This is a genomic window from Priestia iocasae, assembly GCF_016909075.1.
Lineage (GTDB): Bacteria > Bacillota > Bacilli > Bacillales > Bacillaceae_H > Priestia > Priestia iocasae.
Map to the genome: position 1 here is coordinate 52,264 of NZ_JAFBFC010000008.1, position 20,061 is coordinate 72,324.

At 37.3% G+C, this 20,061-nt stretch carries 24 protein-coding genes and 2 riboswitches; of the genes, 12 read left to right on the top strand and 12 right to left on the bottom strand.

The genetic code is table 11. The features are described 5' to 3' along the window. Window positions 1-62: 62 nt before the first annotated feature. From JOC83_RS17655 to JOC83_RS17685, 7 genes are all read left to right on the top strand, one after another. Entirely contained in the window at window positions 63-1,349 is a 1,287-nt protein-coding gene (locus JOC83_RS17655; RefSeq protein WP_205188719.1) for a GntP family permease, read from the top strand. Window positions 1,350-1,383: 34 nt separating this feature from the next. Next, window positions 1,384-2,160: a 3-hydroxybutyrate dehydrogenase gene (locus JOC83_RS17660; protein ID WP_205188720.1), complete on the top strand. Its 777-nt coding sequence runs from the start codon at window positions 1,384-1,386 to the stop codon at window positions 2,158-2,160. A 470-nt stretch (window positions 2,161-2,630) separates the two neighbouring features. Continuing rightward, a riboswitch (SAM riboswitch) is annotated at window positions 2,631-2,736 on the top strand. 86 nt (window positions 2,737-2,822) lie between these two features. Next, window positions 2,823-3,836 (top strand): methionine ABC transporter ATP-binding protein, encoded by a 1,014-nt coding sequence (locus JOC83_RS17665; RefSeq protein ID WP_205188721.1) that lies wholly within the window; start codon window positions 2,823-2,825, stop codon window positions 3,834-3,836. Next, window positions 3,826-4,491, top strand: coding sequence for a methionine ABC transporter permease (locus tag JOC83_RS17670; RefSeq protein WP_205188722.1), 666 nt, complete (start codon window positions 3,826-3,828; stop codon window positions 4,489-4,491). The genes JOC83_RS17665 and JOC83_RS17670 overlap by 11 nt, the downstream gene beginning before the upstream one ends. A gap of 63 nt (window positions 4,492-4,554) precedes the next feature. After that, window positions 4,555-5,373 carry a MetQ/NlpA family ABC transporter substrate-binding protein gene (locus tag JOC83_RS17675; protein WP_205188723.1) on the top strand — a complete coding sequence of 273 codons (819 nt, stop codon included), beginning with the start codon at window positions 4,555-4,557 and terminating at the stop codon, window positions 5,371-5,373. A gap of 60 nt (window positions 5,374-5,433) precedes the next feature. Then, window positions 5,434-6,540 (top strand): iron-containing alcohol dehydrogenase family protein, encoded by a 1,107-nt coding sequence (locus JOC83_RS17680; RefSeq protein WP_205188724.1) that lies wholly within the window; start codon window positions 5,434-5,436, stop codon window positions 6,538-6,540. Window positions 6,541-6,640: 100 nt separating this feature from the next. Beyond that, entirely contained in the window at window positions 6,641-7,009 is a 369-nt protein-coding gene (locus tag JOC83_RS17685; RefSeq protein ID WP_205188725.1) for a YueI family protein, read from the top strand. A 58-nt stretch (window positions 7,010-7,067) separates the two neighbouring features. On the opposite strand, the gene JOC83_RS17690 is transcribed toward JOC83_RS17685, so the two are convergent. The 4 genes from JOC83_RS17690 to JOC83_RS17705 form a co-directional block, all read right to left on the bottom strand. Then, window positions 7,068-7,673 carry a cell wall hydrolase gene (locus JOC83_RS17690; RefSeq protein WP_205188726.1) on the bottom strand — a complete coding sequence of 202 codons (606 nt, stop codon included), beginning with the start codon at window positions 7,671-7,673 and terminating at the stop codon, window positions 7,068-7,070. A 313-nt stretch (window positions 7,674-7,986) separates the two neighbouring features. Beyond that, a complete protein-coding gene (locus tag JOC83_RS17695; protein WP_205188727.1) occupies window positions 7,987-8,313 on the bottom strand; it encodes a hypothetical protein in 327 nt (108 codons plus the stop codon). Window positions 8,314-8,449: 136 nt separating this feature from the next. Then, a complete protein-coding gene (locus JOC83_RS17700) occupies window positions 8,450-8,644 on the bottom strand; it encodes a hypothetical protein (RefSeq protein WP_205188728.1) in 195 nt (64 codons plus the stop codon). A gap of 44 nt (window positions 8,645-8,688) precedes the next feature. Continuing rightward, window positions 8,689-9,564, bottom strand: coding sequence for a patatin-like phospholipase family protein (locus JOC83_RS17705; RefSeq protein ID WP_205188729.1), 876 nt, complete (start codon window positions 9,562-9,564; stop codon window positions 8,689-8,691). 337 nt (window positions 9,565-9,901) lie between these two features. On the opposite strand from JOC83_RS17705, the gene JOC83_RS17710 reads away from it, so the two are divergent. Both JOC83_RS17710 and JOC83_RS17715 read left to right on the top strand, forming a co-directional pair. Continuing rightward, window positions 9,902-10,087, top strand: a complete 186-nt coding sequence (locus JOC83_RS17710) for a YkvS family protein (RefSeq protein WP_205188730.1) — start codon at window positions 9,902-9,904, stop codon at window positions 10,085-10,087. A 447-nt stretch (window positions 10,088-10,534) separates the two neighbouring features. After that, complete coding sequence (locus tag JOC83_RS17715) at window positions 10,535-10,750, top strand: hypothetical protein (RefSeq protein ID WP_205188731.1); 216 nt, start codon at window positions 10,535-10,537, stop codon at window positions 10,748-10,750. A 32-nt stretch (window positions 10,751-10,782) separates the two neighbouring features. Here the strand turns inward: JOC83_RS17715 and JOC83_RS17720 are convergent, their stop codons facing one another. The 5 genes from JOC83_RS17720 to queC form a co-directional block, all read right to left on the bottom strand. Beyond that, the gene (locus JOC83_RS17720) at window positions 10,783-11,484 is read right to left on the bottom strand and encodes an NAD(P)H-binding protein (RefSeq protein ID WP_205188732.1); all 702 of its coding nucleotides are present in this window, start codon (window positions 11,482-11,484) and stop codon (window positions 10,783-10,785) included. 122 nt (window positions 11,485-11,606) lie between these two features. After that, window positions 11,607-12,104, bottom strand: a complete 498-nt coding sequence (gene queF / locus JOC83_RS17725) for a preQ(1) synthase (RefSeq protein ID WP_205188733.1) — start codon at window positions 12,102-12,104, stop codon at window positions 11,607-11,609. A gap of 98 nt (window positions 12,105-12,202) precedes the next feature. Continuing rightward, a complete protein-coding gene (gene queE / locus JOC83_RS17730; RefSeq protein WP_205188734.1) occupies window positions 12,203-12,934 on the bottom strand; it encodes a 7-carboxy-7-deazaguanine synthase QueE in 732 nt (243 codons plus the stop codon). Next, window positions 12,927-13,370, bottom strand: a complete 444-nt coding sequence (queD, locus tag JOC83_RS17735; RefSeq protein WP_205188735.1) for a 6-carboxytetrahydropterin synthase QueD — start codon at window positions 13,368-13,370, stop codon at window positions 12,927-12,929. Before queD ends, queE begins: the two co-directional genes overlap by 8 nt. Before the next feature lie 3 nt (window positions 13,371-13,373). Continuing rightward, a complete protein-coding gene (gene queC / locus JOC83_RS17740; RefSeq protein WP_205188736.1) occupies window positions 13,374-14,033 on the bottom strand; it encodes a 7-cyano-7-deazaguanine synthase QueC in 660 nt (219 codons plus the stop codon). A 223-nt stretch (window positions 14,034-14,256) separates the two neighbouring features. Then, window positions 14,257-14,300, bottom strand: a riboswitch (PreQ1 riboswitch). Window positions 14,301-14,453: 153 nt separating this feature from the next. Here queC and JOC83_RS17745 point away from each other — a divergent pair. Both JOC83_RS17745 and JOC83_RS17750 read left to right on the top strand, forming a co-directional pair. Further along, the gene (locus JOC83_RS17745) at window positions 14,454-15,779 is read left to right on the top strand and encodes a DUF2254 domain-containing protein (RefSeq protein ID WP_205188737.1); all 1,326 of its coding nucleotides are present in this window, start codon (window positions 14,454-14,456) and stop codon (window positions 15,777-15,779) included. Between the two features lie 103 nt (window positions 15,780-15,882). Beyond that, on the top strand, window positions 15,883-16,602 hold the full coding sequence (locus JOC83_RS17750) for a 3-ketoacyl-ACP reductase (protein WP_205188738.1): 720 nt from the start codon (window positions 15,883-15,885) through the stop codon (window positions 16,600-16,602). Window positions 16,603-16,695: 93 nt separating this feature from the next. Here JOC83_RS17750 and JOC83_RS20100 read toward each other — a convergent pair whose 3' ends face one another. Continuing rightward, window positions 16,696-16,830: a DUF6254 family protein gene (locus JOC83_RS20100; RefSeq protein WP_338038942.1), complete on the bottom strand. Its 135-nt coding sequence runs from the start codon at window positions 16,828-16,830 to the stop codon at window positions 16,696-16,698. Window positions 16,831-16,914: 84 nt separating this feature from the next. Here JOC83_RS20100 and JOC83_RS17755 point away from each other — a divergent pair, with 84 nt between their 5' ends. Beyond that, on the top strand, window positions 16,915-17,493 hold the full coding sequence (locus tag JOC83_RS17755) for a CPBP family intramembrane glutamic endopeptidase (RefSeq protein WP_205188739.1): 579 nt from the start codon (window positions 16,915-16,917) through the stop codon (window positions 17,491-17,493). Window positions 17,494-17,504: 11 nt separating this feature from the next. On the opposite strand, the gene JOC83_RS17760 is transcribed toward JOC83_RS17755, so the two are convergent. Together JOC83_RS17760 and nhaC are read right to left on the bottom strand one after the other, a co-directional pair. Continuing rightward, the gene (locus JOC83_RS17760; RefSeq protein WP_205188740.1) at window positions 17,505-18,410 is read right to left on the bottom strand and encodes an alpha/beta hydrolase family protein; all 906 of its coding nucleotides are present in this window, start codon (window positions 18,408-18,410) and stop codon (window positions 17,505-17,507) included. 219 nt (window positions 18,411-18,629) lie between these two features. Then, window positions 18,630-20,012 carry a Na+/H+ antiporter NhaC gene (nhaC, locus tag JOC83_RS17765; protein ID WP_205188741.1) on the bottom strand — a complete coding sequence of 461 codons (1,383 nt, stop codon included), beginning with the start codon at window positions 20,010-20,012 and terminating at the stop codon, window positions 18,630-18,632. Window positions 20,013-20,061: the final 49 nt, after the last annotated feature.

Sequence of the window (20,061 nt, forward strand, 5' to 3'; positions counted from 1 at the left end):
CACATGCTATAAAAAGTCTTTTCTTCCTTTTTTTCACTACCTACTTACAAGGAGGATTTCCTATGCTTAGTATTGTTGTTGGCCTTGTTCTACTAATGATTCTTGCTTATCTAGGTTGGTCAATTATTTGGATTGCTCCTCTTGTATCAGCTGTTGTGGCGTTACTCAGTGGTTTAGATTTATTGCCTGCTTACACTGAAACATACATGACAGGCTTTGTTGACTTTGCGAAAAAGTGGTTTCCAGTCTTTTTACTAGGAGCGATTTTTGGAAAGTTAATGGAGGATACCGGAGCAGCTCAATCTGTTGCTTTTCGAATTACAAAAATTCTTGGGAAGAAGCGAGCAATTTTAGGTGTTTTAATTGCGGCAGCTGTTTTGACATATGGTGGGGTTAGCTTATTCGTCGTTGTATTTGCTATTTATCCACTAGCCATCGCATTGTTCCGTGAAGCAGATATTTCACGCAAATTATTACCTGGGACATTTGCGTTAGGTGCATTTACATTTACAATGACCGCTTTACCCGGTACACCTCAAATTCAAAACTTAATTCCTATCCCATATTTTAAAACATCACCTGTCGCAGCACCGATTATGGGGATTGTAGCGGGAATAATCATGGCAGTTGGCGGCTATTTGTATTTAAAATGGCGAGAAGGTCGATTAACCAAAGCAGGCGATACATACGATGAGCCTAAAGGTGGACAAGAAGTAAAAGAAGTAAACGAAGCGGAGCTCCCAAACTGGATTCTTTCTTTTTTACCTCTTGTTATCGTGGTCATTACCTTAAACGTGTTGAAATGGGACATCATTCCATCCCTAATTGTTGGTTCTCTTGCGATCATGTTATTTAACATCAAAAAATACAAGTCATTTATTAAAGCTGTAAATGGTGGTGCCTCTGGATCTGTTATGGCCTTAATTAACACGAGTGCTGCTGTTGGGTTTGGTTCTGTAGTAACAGCTGCACCCGGCTTTGAAACCTTAACAGACTTACTTCTTGGCATAAAAGGAAATCCACTAATTTCAGAAGCTGTCGCTGTTCAAGTGTTAGCCATGATTACAGGATCAGCCTCTGGTGGAATGGGAATTGCACTTGAAGCACTTGGAGATCAATATTATCAGCTAGCACAGTCAACAGGTATGGATCCATCAGGCTTTCACCGCATCGCTTCATTAGCGTCAGGGGCTTCTATCTTACCGCATAATGGAGCGTTATTAACTCTTTTTGCTGTAACTGGATTAACACATAAAGATTCTTACAAAGACATTGCTGTTGTTGCTCTTTTAATTCCAACAATTGCTGTTGTGGTGGCAATTATTTTAGCTAGTCTTGGTATTATGTAACCAACTACATCTATTTATTAAAGGAGGATTTTATATGGTACAAGATAAAGTCGTGTTTATTACAGGAGCTGCACAAGGAATTGGATACGAAGTCGGAGAACGCTTTGCACAAAACGGTGCAAAGGTAGCATTATCTGATATTAACGATGAAGGTGTTCAAAAAGCAGCAAAGCAGCTCGTTGATAAAGGGTATGATGTGATTGGTGTTAAATGTGATGTGACAAATGAAGAAGAAGTGAAGGCGGCATTAGATCATACACACTCTCATTTCGGCTCAGTCGATATTTTAATTAACAACGCCGGCATGCAGCATGTAGCACCGATTGAAGAATTTCCAACTGAAAAATTCGAGCTACTTCTAAAAATTATGCTAACAGCTCCATTTCTAGCAACGAAGCACGTATTTCCGCTAATGAAGGAAAAAGGGTTCGGTCGCATTATTAACATGTCTTCTATCAACGGACTCATTGGCTTTGCTGGAAAAGCGGCTTACAATAGTGCCAAACATGGCGTCATCGGTTTGACGAAAGTCTCGGCTTTAGAAGGTGCTGCAGAAGGAATTACCGTAAACGCTCTTTGCCCAGGCTATGTTGATACACCACTCGTTCGAAATCAGTTACAAGACTTAGCTACAACAAGAAACATTCCATTAGAAAAAGTGTTGGAACAAGTTATTTACCCACTCGTTCCTCAACAGCGCCTTTTATCTGTAGACGAAATTGCTGATTATGCGCTCTTTTTAGCAAGTGACAAAGCAAAAGGTGTGACAGGCCAAGCCGTTGTAATGGATGGTGGATATACAGCTCAATAAACATAAGCGATGATAAGCGTTACATTTTGATTGTCATTCTCTTTCATGCAAAATGGACCGTCAACCAAAACTCTTCTCTTACTGAGTTTTGATGATGGTCCATTTCTTATTCCCCTTACGTTACAACGATTATTTTCTATCTGTACCCTTTTTGACCGAAATCTTTCTCCCTCTATATAATCCCCTTTTATAGAAAGTCATGTATATTCATATCAATGACAGAACAACAAACGTCTCCCCAAACGTTGTTGTATATGTAACGAAAACTGAAATCGCTTACATTAAAGGCTAAAAAAATAAAATCGTTGTAACAATTTGTCTCTAACTCTATTAAACCCTATTTTCACTCAAACTTCAATATAAAAATAAATAATAGAAATATTGTATAGTTTTTAAAATTATCTTAACATTATCTATTGACAATCTGATTACTAGGAATTATTATTCAATTATCTTAAAAATGAATATTTTACTTATCGAGAGTGACTGAGGGACCAGGCCCTATGATGTCCAGCAACCTCCCCTTGTGGAACGGTGCTACTTCCTGCAGAATGATTTAATTCTGAAAGATAAGTCGTTGATAGATAGCGATGCCTCTTTTAGAAAAGAGGCTTTTCTTTTTTTATCAGCATTCATCTATTTAGTGTTAAAGGAGTGAGACAATGATTGAAGTAAAGTCACTACATAAAGAATACAAGACAAAGAAAGGAACAATTACAGGTGTTGACCATGTATCCGTCACAATTGAAAAAGGAGAAATTTTTGGTATTGTCGGTTATAGCGGTGCTGGTAAAAGCTCATTAATCCGCTGCTTAAACTTACTGGAAAAGCCTACATCTGGAGAAATTATCATTGACGGAGTTGATTTAACAAAGCTATCGGAGAAGAGATTAAGAGAAGCTAGACAGAAAATCGGCATGATTTTTCAGCACTTTTATCTTGTTAGTTCCAAAACTGTGTTTGAAAATATTGCATTTGCCTTAAAAGCTGCAAAACTATCAAAACCGGAAATTGAAGAGCGTGTACTTGAACTTTTACATATGGTTGGCTTATCGGATAAAAAGGACGTGTATCCTTCTCAATTAAGTGGCGGACAAAAGCAACGAGTTGGTATCGCCCGTGCGTTAGCAAATAACCCAAGCGTACTATTATGCGATGAAGCAACCTCTGCTTTAGATCCAACGACAACAAAATCGATTTTACAGTTATTAAAAAAGATCAATCGTGAACTTGGATTGACCATTGTTTTAATTACGCATGAAATGGAAGTGGTAAAAGATATTTGTCATCGTGTCGCCGTCATGCAAGATGGAAAGATCATCGAAGAAGGCCCTGTATATGACATTTTTGCAAACCCTCAAGCTGAGCTAACGAAACAGTTTATCTCGAGCGTGCTTGACTTTGAAGTACCGGAACATTTGCTAACAGAAACAAAAGGTAAAATCGTCAAAATTCAATTTCAAGGATCTGTTGCTGGTGAATCGGTTGTATCAGACGCGCTGCAAGCTTTTAAGGTAAAAGGAAACATTCTACATGGAAAGATTGAATACATTCAGAGTGTACCATTAGGCATTTTTATTATGGAACTTATCGGACAACCTGATGAGGTTGAAAAAACAATTCGTTATCTTCATGAGCGCACAAATGAGCTGGAGGTGATGTCTTATGTCTCTTGATGCGATTATGACGTTGTTACCAGATTTAAATAAAGCATTTATTGAAACCATCTACATGGTCGGTATTTCACTCTCTATTTCACTAGTTGTAGGTTTACCTATTGGTATTCTACTTTTTGTAACAGATCGTGACTTGTTTTTAGAGAGCCGAGTAGTAAAAGAAGGACTCGGATTCTTTGTGAACATTGTGAGGTCCATTCCTTATATTATTCTCTTAGTAGCTTTACTTCCGCTCACCCAACTGATTACAGGCACCACCATTGGCCCTACAGCGGCTTCTGTGTCGTTATCAGTTGCTGCTATTCCTTTTTTCGCACGTATTGTGGAAACCTCGTTACGTGAAGTTGATAAAGGTGTGATTGAAGCTTCAATCGCTGTTGGTGCATCTCCTTGGATGATTATAAAAGATGTGTTACTACCAGAAGCAAAACCAGGAATTGTCCAAGGTGTTACCATTACAACGATTAGCTTAATTGGTTATTCTGCAATGGCTGGTATCGTTGGTGGTGGTGGAGTTGGTGATTTAGCCATTCGCTTTGGCTATTATCGCTATGATAATACCATTATGATTACAACCGTTATTGTACTTATTTGTTTAGTTCAAATTATTCAATTTGCAGGAGATAAGCTTGCTCGTGTTGTTGATAAACGATAGTTGCGCCTTTGCGCTTTACTACTTAAACGCTTTTACTAATTAAATTTTTGGAGGAATCTAAATATGAAAAAATGGTTATTCGCACTTATTTTACTTTTAAGCCTTTCTGCCTTAACAGCGTGTGGAAGCAGTGAAGAAAGTTCTTCTACGGAAAAGAAAGAAATTAAAATTGGAGCAACAACGGGTCCTTACAGTGACATGGTATCAAAAGCCATTAAACCAGGATTAGAGGAAAAAGGATACAAAGTGGAGGTTGTAGAATTTAGCGACTACATTCAACCAAACAAATCATTAGCGAACGGTTCAATTGATGCAAACCTATTTCAGCATAAAGTGTACATGGAATCTTTTGCAAAAGAAAACAAATTAGAATTATCAGAAGTGATTATCGTTCCAACTGCTCCAATGGGCATTTATTCAAACAAATATAAGTCACTTGATGAAATAAAAGACGGTACTGCCATCGCTGTTCCAAATGATCCAACAAATATGGCACGTGCGTTAAAAATGCTTGAAGAAGCAAAATTAATTACATTAAGTGAAGAAGCAAATCCATTAACGGTTTCTGAAAAAGATGTAGTAGAAAACCCTAAGAACATTGCCTTTAAACCAATTGAAGCAGCTCAACTACCTCGCGCTGTAGAAAGTGTTGATTTATCTGCTGTTCCGGGTAACTTTGCTTTAGCTGCAAAAATGGATTTACTTGATGCTCTACAATTAGAAAATATGCCAGATGACTACCGCAATCGTGTTGTAGTCAACACAAAAGATATCGATGCAACATTTGCAAAAGACTTGAAAGAAATTGTGGAATCTGATGGTTTTGAAAAGGTAATCGACAGTGAATTCGAAGGATTTGGAAAGCCTGAATGGATGAATTAATACATGGATAAAAGCAACGTTGCGGCGTTGCTTTTCCTTTTAATGAAAGGTGGATGAGAAATGAAGACGTTATTAGAAGTACGCGGTGCTCCTTCTTATTACGTATGTCAAACTGGTATTTTATCAATGATAGAAGAAAAATTACAAAAACAACACATTAAAAAAGCCCTATTTATACACGGACAGAAGTCTTTAGAGGCGGCTCAGCCTTTTCTTCCACACTTTCATAAGGTTCAAACATTTTATCGGCGCTATCAAGGAGAATGCTCTCTTGAAGAAATTAAACGGCTTTATCATGAGGCACGATTATTACAAGTAGATGTGATTATCGGCGTAGGCGGCGGCAAAATTCTTGATTTAGCAAAAGCGGTTGGACATGAAGCACAACTAGAGGTTGTTTTAATTCCTACCCTTGCTTCTACTTGTGCGGCTTGGACACCTCTTAGTGTCATTTATGATGAAAAAGGAACCTATATTCGATACGATGTGTATCCAAAAAGTACATGGATGGTTTTAGTTGAACCACGATTGATTCTCACTTCCCCTGTTTCGTACTTAAGAGCTGGTTTGGGTGATACATTAGCAAAATGGTATGAAGCAGATGCATTGCTTTCTAAAGTCGAAGAAAGAACAACTTCAATGGAAATTGCTCACACGATGGCAAAAATGTGTCATCAAACCTTACTTACACACGGAAAGCAAGCCATTGTGGACCTTGCCATTCTTCAGCCTTCGCACTCTCTTATTCAAACCATTGAAACAATCATCATGACTGGTGGAATGGTGGGAGGCTTTGGCGATCATTACGGTCGTGTCGCAACAGCTCACTCTATTCATAACGGGTTAACAACTGTCAAACAAACACACCATCTCCTGCACGGGGAAAAAGTGGCTTATGGAATCTTAGTTCAATTATTCCTAGAGTATAATAGAGAGGAAATTAAACGTCTTTTATCCTTTTATCGAGACATTAAGCTTCCTTATTCTCTTAAGACACTTGGCATATCACGAAGCGATGAAGAAACCGTTCATCAAATCGCGAAGGCTTCTGTCCAACCAGGTGAAGCCATTTATGCTCAGTTTCCCTCTATCGACGCAAATCAAGTGTACAAAGCAATGATTGATTTAGAGACATTTATCGAGACCCATCTCTCTCTTCCACTCTAACTCATCTTGCATATTATTCGTCAAAAGCGGGTAAAACGAGTAAGGTAATAGTGTGAACCCACATGAAACATTGAAAGAGATGACAATAGGAGTGAGACGCATGAAGAAAAACAACATTGATGAATACCTCGAACGTGGGATGCATGGAGCAAAAGAAACAAAGCCTGACGAACGTCGCTATTACTTAACGACTCTTCGTGAACGCATTGAGATTGCACTAAAAAAAGGGCAAGTGATGAAGCCAAAGCCATACTCAGAGGTTGTGACAAAAATAAAGAATGTTCAAGATGGGCAATTGTTTTTAAACGGTACAATTGCATACCCTCATTTATCAAAATACATTCAAGTCGCAAATCAACATCATGTACCATTTACAATTGTTCAAAATCTTGAAGCAGAAACGGATATTGGTCTTGTGTTAACAGGTAGTAAAGGTAGTGAAGACATTGAAATCTTCATTCAAGACTAAAAATCCGCCGCTAAATCCGTTTACGAATGGATTTGGCTGGCGGTTTTTTCGTTTGACTTTATTTTGCAAACACGTGGTTGCCAATCGTTTGGACAATTTCTCTCGTACGAATCCAATCGCTTGTTGCGATATCAGGATTATAGAAATAGAGAGACTCCGTCGAACGTTTTTTTGCTACTAGTGCTTCTTGAACTGCTCGTTTTGACTCTTCTGAAGCGGGTGCATCAATAGCGCCATTTTGAACCGGCGTAAAGGCATACGCTCCATTTGGAATCTTTTGTTTGATTACATCTGTAATAGAATTAGGAAATTCAGGTGAATCTACACGATTAAGTACGACGTTAGCTACTGCTACTTTTCCTTCGTACGGCTCTCCTTTTGCCTCTGCTTCTACTACTCGCTCTAACAAATCAATATCTGCACTCGTATATGAGTTACTACTTGGGATGGTCAGTGACTCCCCTGCATATATCGTATTAGTTTGTCGACTATTGGCTTTTTTAATGGTATCAATAGATACACCATATGTTTGTCCAAGCGCCCAAAGGCTCTCTCCTTTTGCCACTTGGTGCTCTGTATTTGCTTTTGCTTCATTATGTACACTGAAAAAGGAAAAAGCGGCTGCTGAAGTAACCACTAGATTTCTTATGTTACCTTTTTTCATAGAGATAAACCCCTCCTGAAAATTTGTATGTTCATACTTTAACATACGAATTTGACCATTTCATTGAAAAAAACGATAACATTTATGTTCATCTCATGTACAATGTAACAGCTTATCTCCTTCTCTGACACAATGAAAAACACATTGTCACATAACATCCAACTATTAGGAAAAAACATGTACTTATCTTTTATTTAGCTATTTTTCAAACAAAATCCCCCTGTCCTCTATCTATAGCCTTTTGGCTAGAGTGTGAGGCAGGGGGATTTTGTAAGGTGTGTAACAAGAGCGCATGTTGCTCCTGCTACACACCTTAATCGAAGATCTCTATTTCAACTACGTCATAAAAATCAATGACAAGTTTTGCACCTGTATCGTCCATAAAGGTAAACACATCACCTTCATCTGCTAAATGAAGCACATACCCTTGTAGAAATTGTTCTCTGTTATCATAAACAGTTATCAGTTCTACTTTCTTTTGTTCTGTATAAGCTTCCTTTAATAAAGAATGGAGGTCATGACTTTCAAGTGTATCGGGGCGGTTTACTAGTAACATCCCATATGTTGTCTCACCACGCTCATTTTTCCAAATATAATCTGCAAAGTAAAACGGTGATGTACTTTTACGAAAATCGTCCATCAAATCCCTCCTCTAAACAATGCTTAAACAATTGCAAGCATTTATTACTTTAAATCTATCACTTTTTACAACAGATAGCACCTTTTATTTATTAATTCATTAAAATAGGTGTAAATGAAGAGGTCAATCGTAAATGTTAACTACGTGGTGTTTCTAAATAGCGATATACGACATCCCCGCCACGTTGAGCAATTCCTCTAAAATGCTTAAAGTCTTCTCGTTGCACGAGCGTTTTCCTAAACAATAAAAACTCGTCTTTCGTCACTCGAAACTCTTTCAGTTCTCCACGCTGTAATTGACTTAATAATTGTGTTGCTTGCTGCTGATCCACCTTAACCACCTCTGTTGTCATAACGTTTACTGACTTGCATTATATCAAGTTTTCAAATAAGATGCACTCATTTCTGTTTCTAGCCATGCTTCTAGCTTTTCATGCTGAGCTTTTGCTTCCTCATATCCCTGTCTATAAAGAGCCTCAAGCTTCAGTGGATTTTTTTCCATTCTTCCTACTTGTAACGGTAATTGAGGACGAACGACGAAAATATTTCCCTTCTTTTCTTGCTCTTCAATATAATCTAGGGTGTCATTGTAACGTGCATATCGCTTTTCCATTGCTTCTAACAGCCCTTTGTATTTGCGATAAGAACGTTTGGCTAACCAAAACATGGATGATTTCTTTTTTCTATATTCTCGATTACGTGTTAAGATCACTACATTTTTCATATTTCCATCCTGCTCTGATTTTTTCAAAGGTATTGGATCACTAATGCCACCATCTAGCAGCTTTCGACCATCGTATTCAACGATTGGTGCGACAAATGGCAAAGAGCTAGATGCACGAATAATGGTTAATACATCTTCTTTGTACTCATCATAATAAACAGGCTCTCCCGTTACACAATCCGTTGTACCAATGACAAACTTCTCTTTCCGATTTTGAAAGGTTTCAAAATCGAAAGGCACAAGAGAAGTAGGGATTTCATTGAACACAAAATCCATTCCAAACATTTCGCGATTTCGAACATAGTTACGAAACGATAGATAGCGTGGATCGTTAATAAAATCAATATTAACTTTTCGATTACGGCCGTGTTGACGTGATAAATAAGAAGAAGCTTGACATGCCCCTGCCGAAACACCAATGACATAAGGAAAATAAAGGTCGTTCTCCATAAAATAATCCAGAACGCCTGCTGTATAAATCCCTCTCATTCCTCCGCCTTCTAACACTAGACCTATATGATTCATCATCTTATACACCTTCTATTTCCAACATTTATATGTGTGTAATATATCGAATTCATTTCCATTTGTCGACTATTACAACCTGTGAATCTGGTATTTTTTGAAAGATGATTTTATAGCAAACACTATTTTTAAAAAAGAAGCTTTCTCAAAAAAATGCTCAATAACTAGAACATTTTTAAAAAAACTCTTTACTCTATTAACTTTTTAAGGCAAACTTGTAAAAAAGAAAGCGTTATCTTTACCAATTTATTTACTTTTATTCAAATTTTTGAAACTTTTTTCTTTTTTATTCGTATATCTATGTATACAAAGATTATCTAACCATAAAGGAGAGAGACAAATGACAATTGCTCAAGTAGGAAATTTAATTGAATTTAAACAGGGGTTAAAAGGGATTGTCGAAAAAGTAAACGAAAATTCGGTTATCGTTGATTTAACATACATGAGTAACTATCGTGAATTAGATCTTGAACAACGTACAGTTGTCAATCACAAGAATTACAAAATTATCGCAGAAACGGTATAGCAAGTTTCTTCACCATACATGACATACATGTTTTTGAAAGCGCATTATTATTAAAAGGGTTGTTCTGTTGAAAAACGGAACACTCTTTTTTTATATGATGAATGTTAATATTCTCAACGAAAAACTTGACTGCTCCTCCTCAAGTCAGCTCTCTTGTCATCTACCATTTTCACTTACTCAAGCTCTTATTTTTGCTTGCAAATTTCGTTTTTTTGTTGTTCGTTAATAATTCCTAATTTGTACATTAAGTACACATAATTTTGAACTTTTTTATTCCCTTGTGATTTCACCCTTCATCATCCTTTTCATTTGTTAATGTTAGTACATTATATGAGCAAATCCAAAAAAGTTTCCTTGAGGAAAAATATTTCACCTTAACTTTCTCTTGAACAAAATGATGTTTGCTGTCACAATACAAACAAAAGGATAGATAAAGGAAGTTTTATCATGATTGATACTCTCTTATTTTTAATCGGTGTAGGAACCGTCATCTTCTTTGCTTTTGGATTATTGTTTAGGAAATATAAACGTGCAAATAAAAACCAAAACACGACCGTTGATTATGTAGATGATGAACATGATCATGATGAATTCGATGATAGCTCATCCTATACAAGCTGGAGTGATGAAGCATCTGGAAATGATGACAACAATAGCAATTAATGAAAAGACCCCTTGCATATGCAAGGGGCTTTCTATTTAGACAATACTCGTTTTCCGTTCGTAAATGAGTAATAGCATTCGCCAGTATAGATGTCGTTACTTTCATGAACATGAACGCCTGCTTTATCTTGTGTAGCGGCTTTCATCATAGATTTAGCAACGTTACAAGCTTTAATTGGCTTATACTTTCGGTATTTGCCAACAAGCAAAAATGAACAACTTTTTAACGCATATTCTCCGAACTTTTCACCAACTCGAAGCTCATTTCGCTTTCCAAGAAGTAAAGATGGACGGAAGAAGTGAGTGGAGCGAATGTATAAGCTTGCAATGTCTTCTTCCGTTTGGCCTTTCACTTTATTATAAAAAAACGGTGAACGAAGGTCTGCACCGATCGCAGTAATGGCTAAGAAGTTGCTCGCTTTCTTCTTTTCTGCACATTTCGCTGCTGATAATGGATATTCATAATCGACTTTCATGAATTTCGCTTTTGTTTTTGCTTTTTTCATCGTTGTACCAAGACAACAATACACATCATCAACAGCAAACTCATCTTCATATTGTGTTAAATTGGAAAAGTCGACTACAACTTGACGCAATTTTTCATGATTTAATGGAAGCTCATTCCGTACGAGCACTGTCACATGTTGATAAAGTTTGCTTTGAAGTAATAGTTGCAAGAGTTCTTGACCTACTAATCCACTTGCTCCTAATACCACTGCTGATCTTTGCGACATTCTTTCACCTTCTTTGTTCATTATGATTACAGTCAAAGGGCTGCCCCTTATCCCTTCCCTCTTTCATTGAGTAGTACAATGAAAACATTCAGGTGCTGCACAACGGGACAGCCACTTATTTATTAACGATTATCAACTGTTTCAGGGTATAAATCGTGATTCATTAGACGGTATTCTGCCATCTTTTCATATTTCGTACCTGGACGGCCATAGTTTACATACGGATCAATTGAAATACCACCACGTGGCGTAAATTTCCCCCACACTTCAATATAACGTGGATCCATCGCTTCAATTAAATCATTCATAATAATGTTCATACAATCTTCATGGAAATCTCCGTGATTGCGGAAGCTGAATAAATAAAGCTTCAATGATTTACTTTCAACCATTTTCACATCTGGAATATAGCTAATATAAATCGTCGCAAAATCTGGTTGATTTGTTTTAGGACATAAGCTTGTAAATTCTGGACAATTAAATTTCACGAAATAATCACGATTTGGATGTTTGTTATCAAACACTTCAATTACTTCCGGTGAGTACTCAAATAAGTATTTTGTTCCTTGATTACCAAGCAACGTAACACCTTCTAATTCTTCATTCTTACGACCTGACATGGTTATTTCCTCACTTTCCTCGTCTGTCATTCTAACAGCGTTTTGTTGTTTTGTGAATACATGATTTCTTATTTTGTTTGTAAATTTTTTGAAAAGGTTTACACTCCACGTTTATTGCCCCATACGAGTGTATGAAGCTGAGGTAAAACTCGGGCACTATTCATGTCTTTGGATGCTACAACTTTATCAATTAGCCACTCATATTTTCGAAGCAAATGCTGAATAAGAGCTGAGTCATCAACAGTGTGTGTATCGTCATTTCCAACTTGCACATAAAAAGGAATCATTGGATAACGATTATGAATCTCTTGGGCATAAGTAAAATCCCGGTCATCAAACACAACGACTTTTAAGCTAACATGATGTTGACGTTCACCTTGCATTAAACGCTCAATGATGGAGTCTAGCATCTCCATGTCTGTTTTCATTCCCGAGCTAGGAGGCTTAGGTGAAATGGTTAAGTCATCTATTAACAGCAGCCAATCTTGCCACTTGCTTCCTTGTGTTTCAATGGCTACTTTTATCTCGTTTTCTTTTAACAATTGAATGAACTCAACTAATGACTTTAACAGTGCTGGATTTCCTCCAGAAATCGTGACATGATTAAATGCATCGTGTCCAAGCTCTTTTAATTCCGACCAAATTTGCTCTGCCGTTAGCTGACGAATATCGTCTTTAGCTGAGCCATCCCATGTAAAAGCAGAGTCACACCAGCTACAAGAATAATCACAGCCTGCCGTACGAACAAACATCGTTTTTTGACCGATTACCATTCCTTCTCCTTGAATGGTTGGACCGAATATTTCAAGAACTGGAATTGTTTTACCCATTATGCTTCACCTGCTTTGGTCGATAAACAACATAGCTTGTAGGTGTTTCACGAACAAACACTTGCATACATACGGGCTTATTTGGTAATTCATCTAAATGAGCCTGCACAATTTCATAAATTTTTCTAGCAACCACTTCCGTTGTTGGGAAATCATTATGATTTTGGTCATTAAATAAATGAGTATGATCATTTAATAGCGTATGATCAAACTGACCAGATACGAGTTTTTTTAGCGTAGCAAAGTTAATCAAAAAACCTGATTCATCTAGCTCATTTCCTGCTACCGTTACGTTTACAAAATACGTATGACCATGAATGTTTTGACACTTCCCTGCGTCTTTATGTGGTACAAAATGAGCAGCGGCGAACTGCATATCTTTATTCAATTCATACTCATAGTTATGAAAAACTTGTGGATAGATTTGTTGAAGCATTTTTTAACGCCCCTCTTCTTTTAGTTGTAGATAGTCGTCTAGGCCTCGTTTACGCAGCAAGCATGCCGGACACTCGCCACAGCCATCCGCAATGACACCGTTATAGCATGTTAACGTACGCTCACGAACAAATTCTAACGCACCAAGCTCATCTGCTAATCCCCATGTTTCAGCTTTATTAATCCACATAAGTGGTGTATGAATCACGAACTGATAATCCATTGATAAATTTAGCGTGACATTTAGTGACTTAATAAACACATCTCGGCAATCTGGATAGCCTGAAAAATCCGTTTCACATACACCTGTTACAAGGTGTCGAGCCCCTGCATTTTTCGCAAGCACGGCTGCAAATGAGAGAAAAAGCAAATTACGGCCATCTACAAATGTCGTTGGAAGCTCTCCATCTTCATGCTCAATATCAATCTCTTCTCTCGTTAAAGCATTCGGCGCTAACTGATTTAATAATGACATGTCTAACACGGTATGTTTCACGCCTAGCTCATCTGCAATTTCTTTAGCCACTTCAATTTCTTTACTATGTCGCTGTCCATATTGGAACGTGACCGTTTCTACTTCTTTAAAGTTTTTTAACGCCCAAAATAAACAGGTCGTACTATCTTGACCTCCGCTAAATACAACCACTGCTTTTTCATTTTTCACTCTACGCCATCTCCTTTTTATTACTCAAAAGAAAAAGCATTCGTGAACCATTCTCTATCATGTGTCTACATAATAAAAAGAGACTGCTTCCTATGCAATCTCCCTTTAACTAAACACCATTATATATAAGCCCTTCCTATCGGCATATATAAAATAAACAGACTAAAAAAGACCCTTGTCAGCAAGCCAATATTGACAGTGTCTCTTCTTCACTCATTTATTAATGGTTATAGTTTTTTATAGAGGGAGTTCGCGAACCTCTCCCGCACAAGTAAAGTTGTACGGACTTCTTTCTTTAATTGTCTTTGTTTACTATAACACATAGTTTTTGTAAAGACTATACCTACTTAACAGAAGGTTTTATGTTTGTACAGAACGGTTATAGTGTAGAAGAATGAGATGAGAGGAAGATATCTATTTATGAAAATAACTGGTACATTTGAGCGACTACGCTCAAACTTTTGGTATTTACCAACTTTATATGGAATTGCTGCTGTTTTATTAGCATTAGTAACGATGCAGTTTGACTACTTTATGACTAAACATGAAAAGTGGCTAACCTACATACCGAGCGTATTATTATCTGATAAAGATTTAGCTCAAACCGTCCTTAGCTCCATTTCGACTTCATTATTAACGATTACGACGATTACCTTTTCATCCATTTTAGTGGTACTTACAACCTTTTTAGCAAACTTCTCACCAAGAACCGTACAAAACTTTATTACAGATCATAGTACACAACGCGTGCTTGGTAGCTTCATTGGCGGCTTCGTTTATTCTGTAATGCTATTATTGTTATTACGAAAAGATGATGATCAGCAGCTATTTTTATCCCCAACTTTTGCTATTATCGTCACCATATTCTGCTTAGCCGTCTTCGTTTTCTTTGTTCACCACACAGCTTCTTGGATTCAAGTCGGAAATTTAATTTTTAATATCTCTTCTTCGACCACCAAGATTATCGATGAAGAGTACCTAAATCGAGGAACAGAACGAATAAATGAACCGTTTGAAGAAATGAATTTAGATGACATTCGTATGGATAACTGCTTTCAAGTCACGGCTCCCGTATCTGGCTATATTGAATTTATGGATACGAATCAATTGCTAAAAATTGCCTCGGAGCATGATGTTGTTATTAAAGTTCATAAGCGTCAGCCAGATTTCACTGATAAATACTCGCCACTTTTTACGATTTGGAATGGAGAATCAAAAGACTTAGAAGCTTTACTTCAACAATCTGTCGTTATCGGTGAACAGAGAGCGCCTTATAAAGATGTAGAATTTGGATTGCGCAAACTTTCTGAAATTGCATTGCGCGCCATTTCACCAGGAATCAATGATCCCAATACAGCCATTAACTGCATTGAACAAATTGGGAACATTTTGGCTCGTTTAGGAAAAAAGCAGCTCCCTAATCCTTTTCATCACGATGAAGAAGGACAATTAAAGCTCATTATAAAACGACCTTCATTTTTCGACTATCTTTACTTGAGCTTTTATCAAATTCGTCATTACGCAAAAGAAGATGTGTCCGTCAATCGATCAATCATAAAAGCACTCACCATAATTGCAGAAAGCAACGATAACGAAATTAAAGAGATTGTATGGGAGTTTAGTCATTACATTATAGAAGGAATCGACGTAGAAGCACTGTTATCGCTTGATAAACGATACATCAATGAATTAATTTCAGAGCTTGCTCATATCTGTAACAAAGAAAAGGAATGTAAGTTACTTTAATTGAAAGCAATACTAAATTGGAAAGCAAATAAGCATCCATTTTGACTTCATAGCTTATTTGTAAGATAATAACTCATCATGCACATGTGAAAGGAGCTTTTTCATGACACAAGTATTAAAAGGCAAGGTTGCACTTATTACAGGAGCAGGTAAAGGAATTGGTCGCTCAACGGCACTGGCTCTTGCAAAAGAAGGGGTACATATCGGGTTAATGGCGCGTACTGAAGCAGACTTACAATCTGTTGCATCAGAAGTAGAAGCGCTAGGTGTACAAGTAGCCTATGCAACGGCAGACGTTGCATCAATGGAAGAGGTAGAAACAGCGGTAGCTTCTTTAAAAGAAAAGTTAGGCTCAACAGATATCCTGATTAATAACGCGGGTATCGCAAAGTTTGGTAAGTTTTTAGAGGTAGACCCTGAGGATTGGAAAAAAATTATTGATGTAAATTTAATGGGTGTTTATTATGTAACACGCGCCGTGCTACCACAAATGATTGAAAAAAATAGTGGAGACATTATTAATATTTCATCAACGGCTGGTCAAAAAGGAGCACCTGTCACAAGTGCTTATAGCGCATCAAAGTTTGGTGTATTAGGCTTAACTGAATCTCTTGCATTAGAAGTACGCAAACATAACATTCGTGTTTCTGCGTTAACACCAAGTACCGTTGCAACAGACTTAGCCATTGATCAAAACTTAACAGATGGTAATCCAGATAAAGTGATGCAGCCGGAAGATTTAGCTGAATTTATGGTGGCACAATTAAAATTACACCCACGTATTTTCATTAAATCCGCTGGTATGTGGTCAACAAATCCGTAAATATGAATGAACCTTTTTAGTAAAGAGCCCTTGTCTATTTGGTAAATAGACAAGGGCTCTTTATGTGCTGTGAAATGAACACTAATCTAATAATTAGTTGTTTTTTTTCACAGCAGGTGTGACTTCTTCTGCAAGCTCTTCAAATGATTTTACTTTTCCATGAGTTGGGTTTTGTGATTCTTTTCGAACTCTCCATTGTCGTTCTTGTTGACTCTTTGACTGTGTCACCATTCTTCATCCTCTCAATAGTCTTTTCTTTTATTAGAGTGGCATGTCTGCTTATAATTATGCTTAGAAGAAAGGTGGAAAACGATGAAATATTTGATACTGTTTTGCTTGGCTCACCTTGGGTTTTATTTAAGCTTTGGTAATGTGACTCCTTTTTGGTATACATTTCCGATTGTATACGCTGCACTCATCACTTTGTCGAGACATTCATTCCGTATGACGCAACTTTCTCTCCTTGGATGGATGCTTAGTGTGGGCAGTGGTTTGCTGTTATATGGCTTATTTTTCATTGGTTCTTACTTATTAGCCCCTTTGGCGATTGATCCATATATCGATTCACTTTACACATCAATCGCACCAACAAAATGGTGGCAACATATCGCCCTTTTATTCATTATTATTCCTGGTGAGGAAATAGTTTGGCGAGGGTTTCTTTATAAAAAGTTAGCTTTTCTCTCTTCCCCATTTATTCGCATCGCACTCGCAACAACACTGTATACAAGTGTTCATTTATACGCACTTAATCCTCTTCTACTTCTAGCTGCTGTCGTAGGAGGAGCCGTGTGGGGGTACTTGTATGAAAAGACAAAACGTTTATCCTTTGTCATTATCTCGCATTTGGTATTTGATTTCCTACTTCTGTATTTACTCCCTCTTAATTAAAAAACGGATCATCACGATGGATGATCCGTTTTTTCTATGTTGTTATTTAGATGCTGATTGAACCATTGATCAATTTCAGCATTGTATTGTGTAAAATACGCTCGAATTGGATGATCGGCTCCTTTATATAAAATGTATCTATGTTCTTTTTCGTTCTTTTCAAGGTGTTTAACAAGCTTTTCTGCTTGTGTATGATGTACTTTTTTATCGTGATCTCCGTGTAAAAGAAGAAGTGGTGAGTTTATTTTTTCACTCCAATAAATTACAGAGCGACTTCTATACTTCTCATAGTCATCATTAGGATCGCCAACAAGTTGCTTCAGAACTTCTTTCATTTCAGTTCCTCGTTGCTCATAAAACTGAAACATATCTGTAATCCCTGATACAACAGCAACGGCATCAAACTCAATATTATTTTTCATCAGTAAGTATGTCATCATGCCACCACGCGAATAACCGATTGCTACTTTCTTATCTTGGTTGACGTAAGGGAGCTCTTCGGCCCACTGAATGAGGTTCATTACATCGTGAATATCATCTCCACCGTATGTTTCCGTCCCTTCACTCCCCCCATTACCACGGTATTGAGAAGCAATTACCACATATCCCTTCGCTGCCCATGATGATAAGTAGTGTAACGTTTTTTTGTTAATCGCTCCGTGATCTCGATTCCCACCTCGGTTGTACACTAAAAGCGGTAGCTGCTTATGTTGAATGTTTTTGGGTTGTAATAGAAATCCTTTTATTTGCAAGCCATCACTTGGGTACGTTAATTCATATACATCTACTTCACTTGCATAAGGAGACATAAGATACATCTTCTTTTTATAATCATCATGACTCTCTGCATGATTTAAAAAAACGGTTAAAGAAAATCCAATAATTGCAAGCAATACAATGATGCTCCACCTTTTCAACGTTAATCTCTCCTCAATTGTGTCTATCATTAGGATGAATAGTTGCTTGTGAATTTACCCTTCGAATTATTGGATGGATAGGATAATCGTTACAGCAGACGCTCGATCCTGTCTTCCTATCTTAAGGTTGTTTGTCTTCCTTGACTAGATAGACTTTAGAACGATTTATGAGTGTAAAAAAACTTCTGCACACAAGCGAGCTTGTATACAGAAGTTTTCTTAACGATTGAGTGACTCTTCTTTTGAAATCCCAATACCTGTATATCCTAAAATAACAGATATAAGAGGGCAAAGTAATAAAAAGAAGGCATATGGCAAATAATCAATGACAGGAACACCTAATGTTTGTGCAATAAACGCACCACTTACTCCCCATGGAATGAGTGGATTCACAAGCGTCCCTGCATCCTCTAACGTACGCGACAAATTTTTCGGTGCTAGTTGCCACTTTTCATATAAAGGTTTAAATGTTTGACCAGGTAATAAAATGGACAGATATTGTTCTCCTGTAATCACGTTCACACCAATGGACGATAGAACAGTGGATAAAACCACGTCTCCGCTTCGACGGATATTAGAAGCTAAGCCTTCTAATATTGATTTTACAATACCAAGTTCTCTCATTAATCCACCTAAAGCAAGGGCAATCATGACAAGTGAAATAGACCACATCATCGACTGCAATCCTCCACGGTTTACAATGGTATCGACAATTTGATTTCCGGATTCAACCTTTAAACCTCCTTGTAGAATAGTAAACAATTGTGGAAGTGATTGTTGCTGAAGAAGTAAAGCAGTGACAAGACCACTTAAAATCCCAACAATTAACGTAGGAATGACGTCCACTCGTCTAACAGATAAAATAAGCACAAGTAATGGTGACACAAGCGCCCATAAACTAATGGTAAATTGCTCACTTAACACACTTTTCACAGCCACAATGTCATCATATTGAAACGCGGAATAATCAGTACGAATACCAATAACAAAGAAAATAATAGCTGTAATGAGTAAGCTTGGTAGTGTTGTCCACAACATATGGCGGATGTGCTCAAATAATTTTACGCCTACGATTCCAGATGCAAAGTTTGTTGTATCAGATAGAGGGGACATTTTATCTCCAAACGCTGCTCCAGATACAATTGCTCCCGCTGCTAAGCCTGGGTGTACCCCAACAGCCGTACCAATTCCAATTAACGCAACCCCAACCGTACTAACCGTTGTAAATGTACTACCTGTAAATGTAGAAACAATGACAGTAATCAATAACGCACTAATTAAAAAGTACGAAGGCGATACCCAATTAAAACCGTAAGAAAGAATGGTTGGAATCGTTCCACTGGCCATCCAAATGGCAATTAATAGTCCAATTAAGCCTAATATAAGAATTGGTTTAATTCCTAGCTTAATGCCATCTATAATACCATTTTCAAGCTCTGCCCATTTATATTTTAACGCTGCACCAATGAGACTTAGTAACACAACACTCATTAATAATGGTATATGCGGCTCTACTTTCAAAATAAATAAGCTAACAAAAATAAAGGCTAAAATAAGAACAATGATGCTTAATGATTGCAAAAACGATAGCTGCTTTTTCATAGTTTGTTTATCTCCTCTTTAACTTTCACACTTAAACGCTTTTATGCTT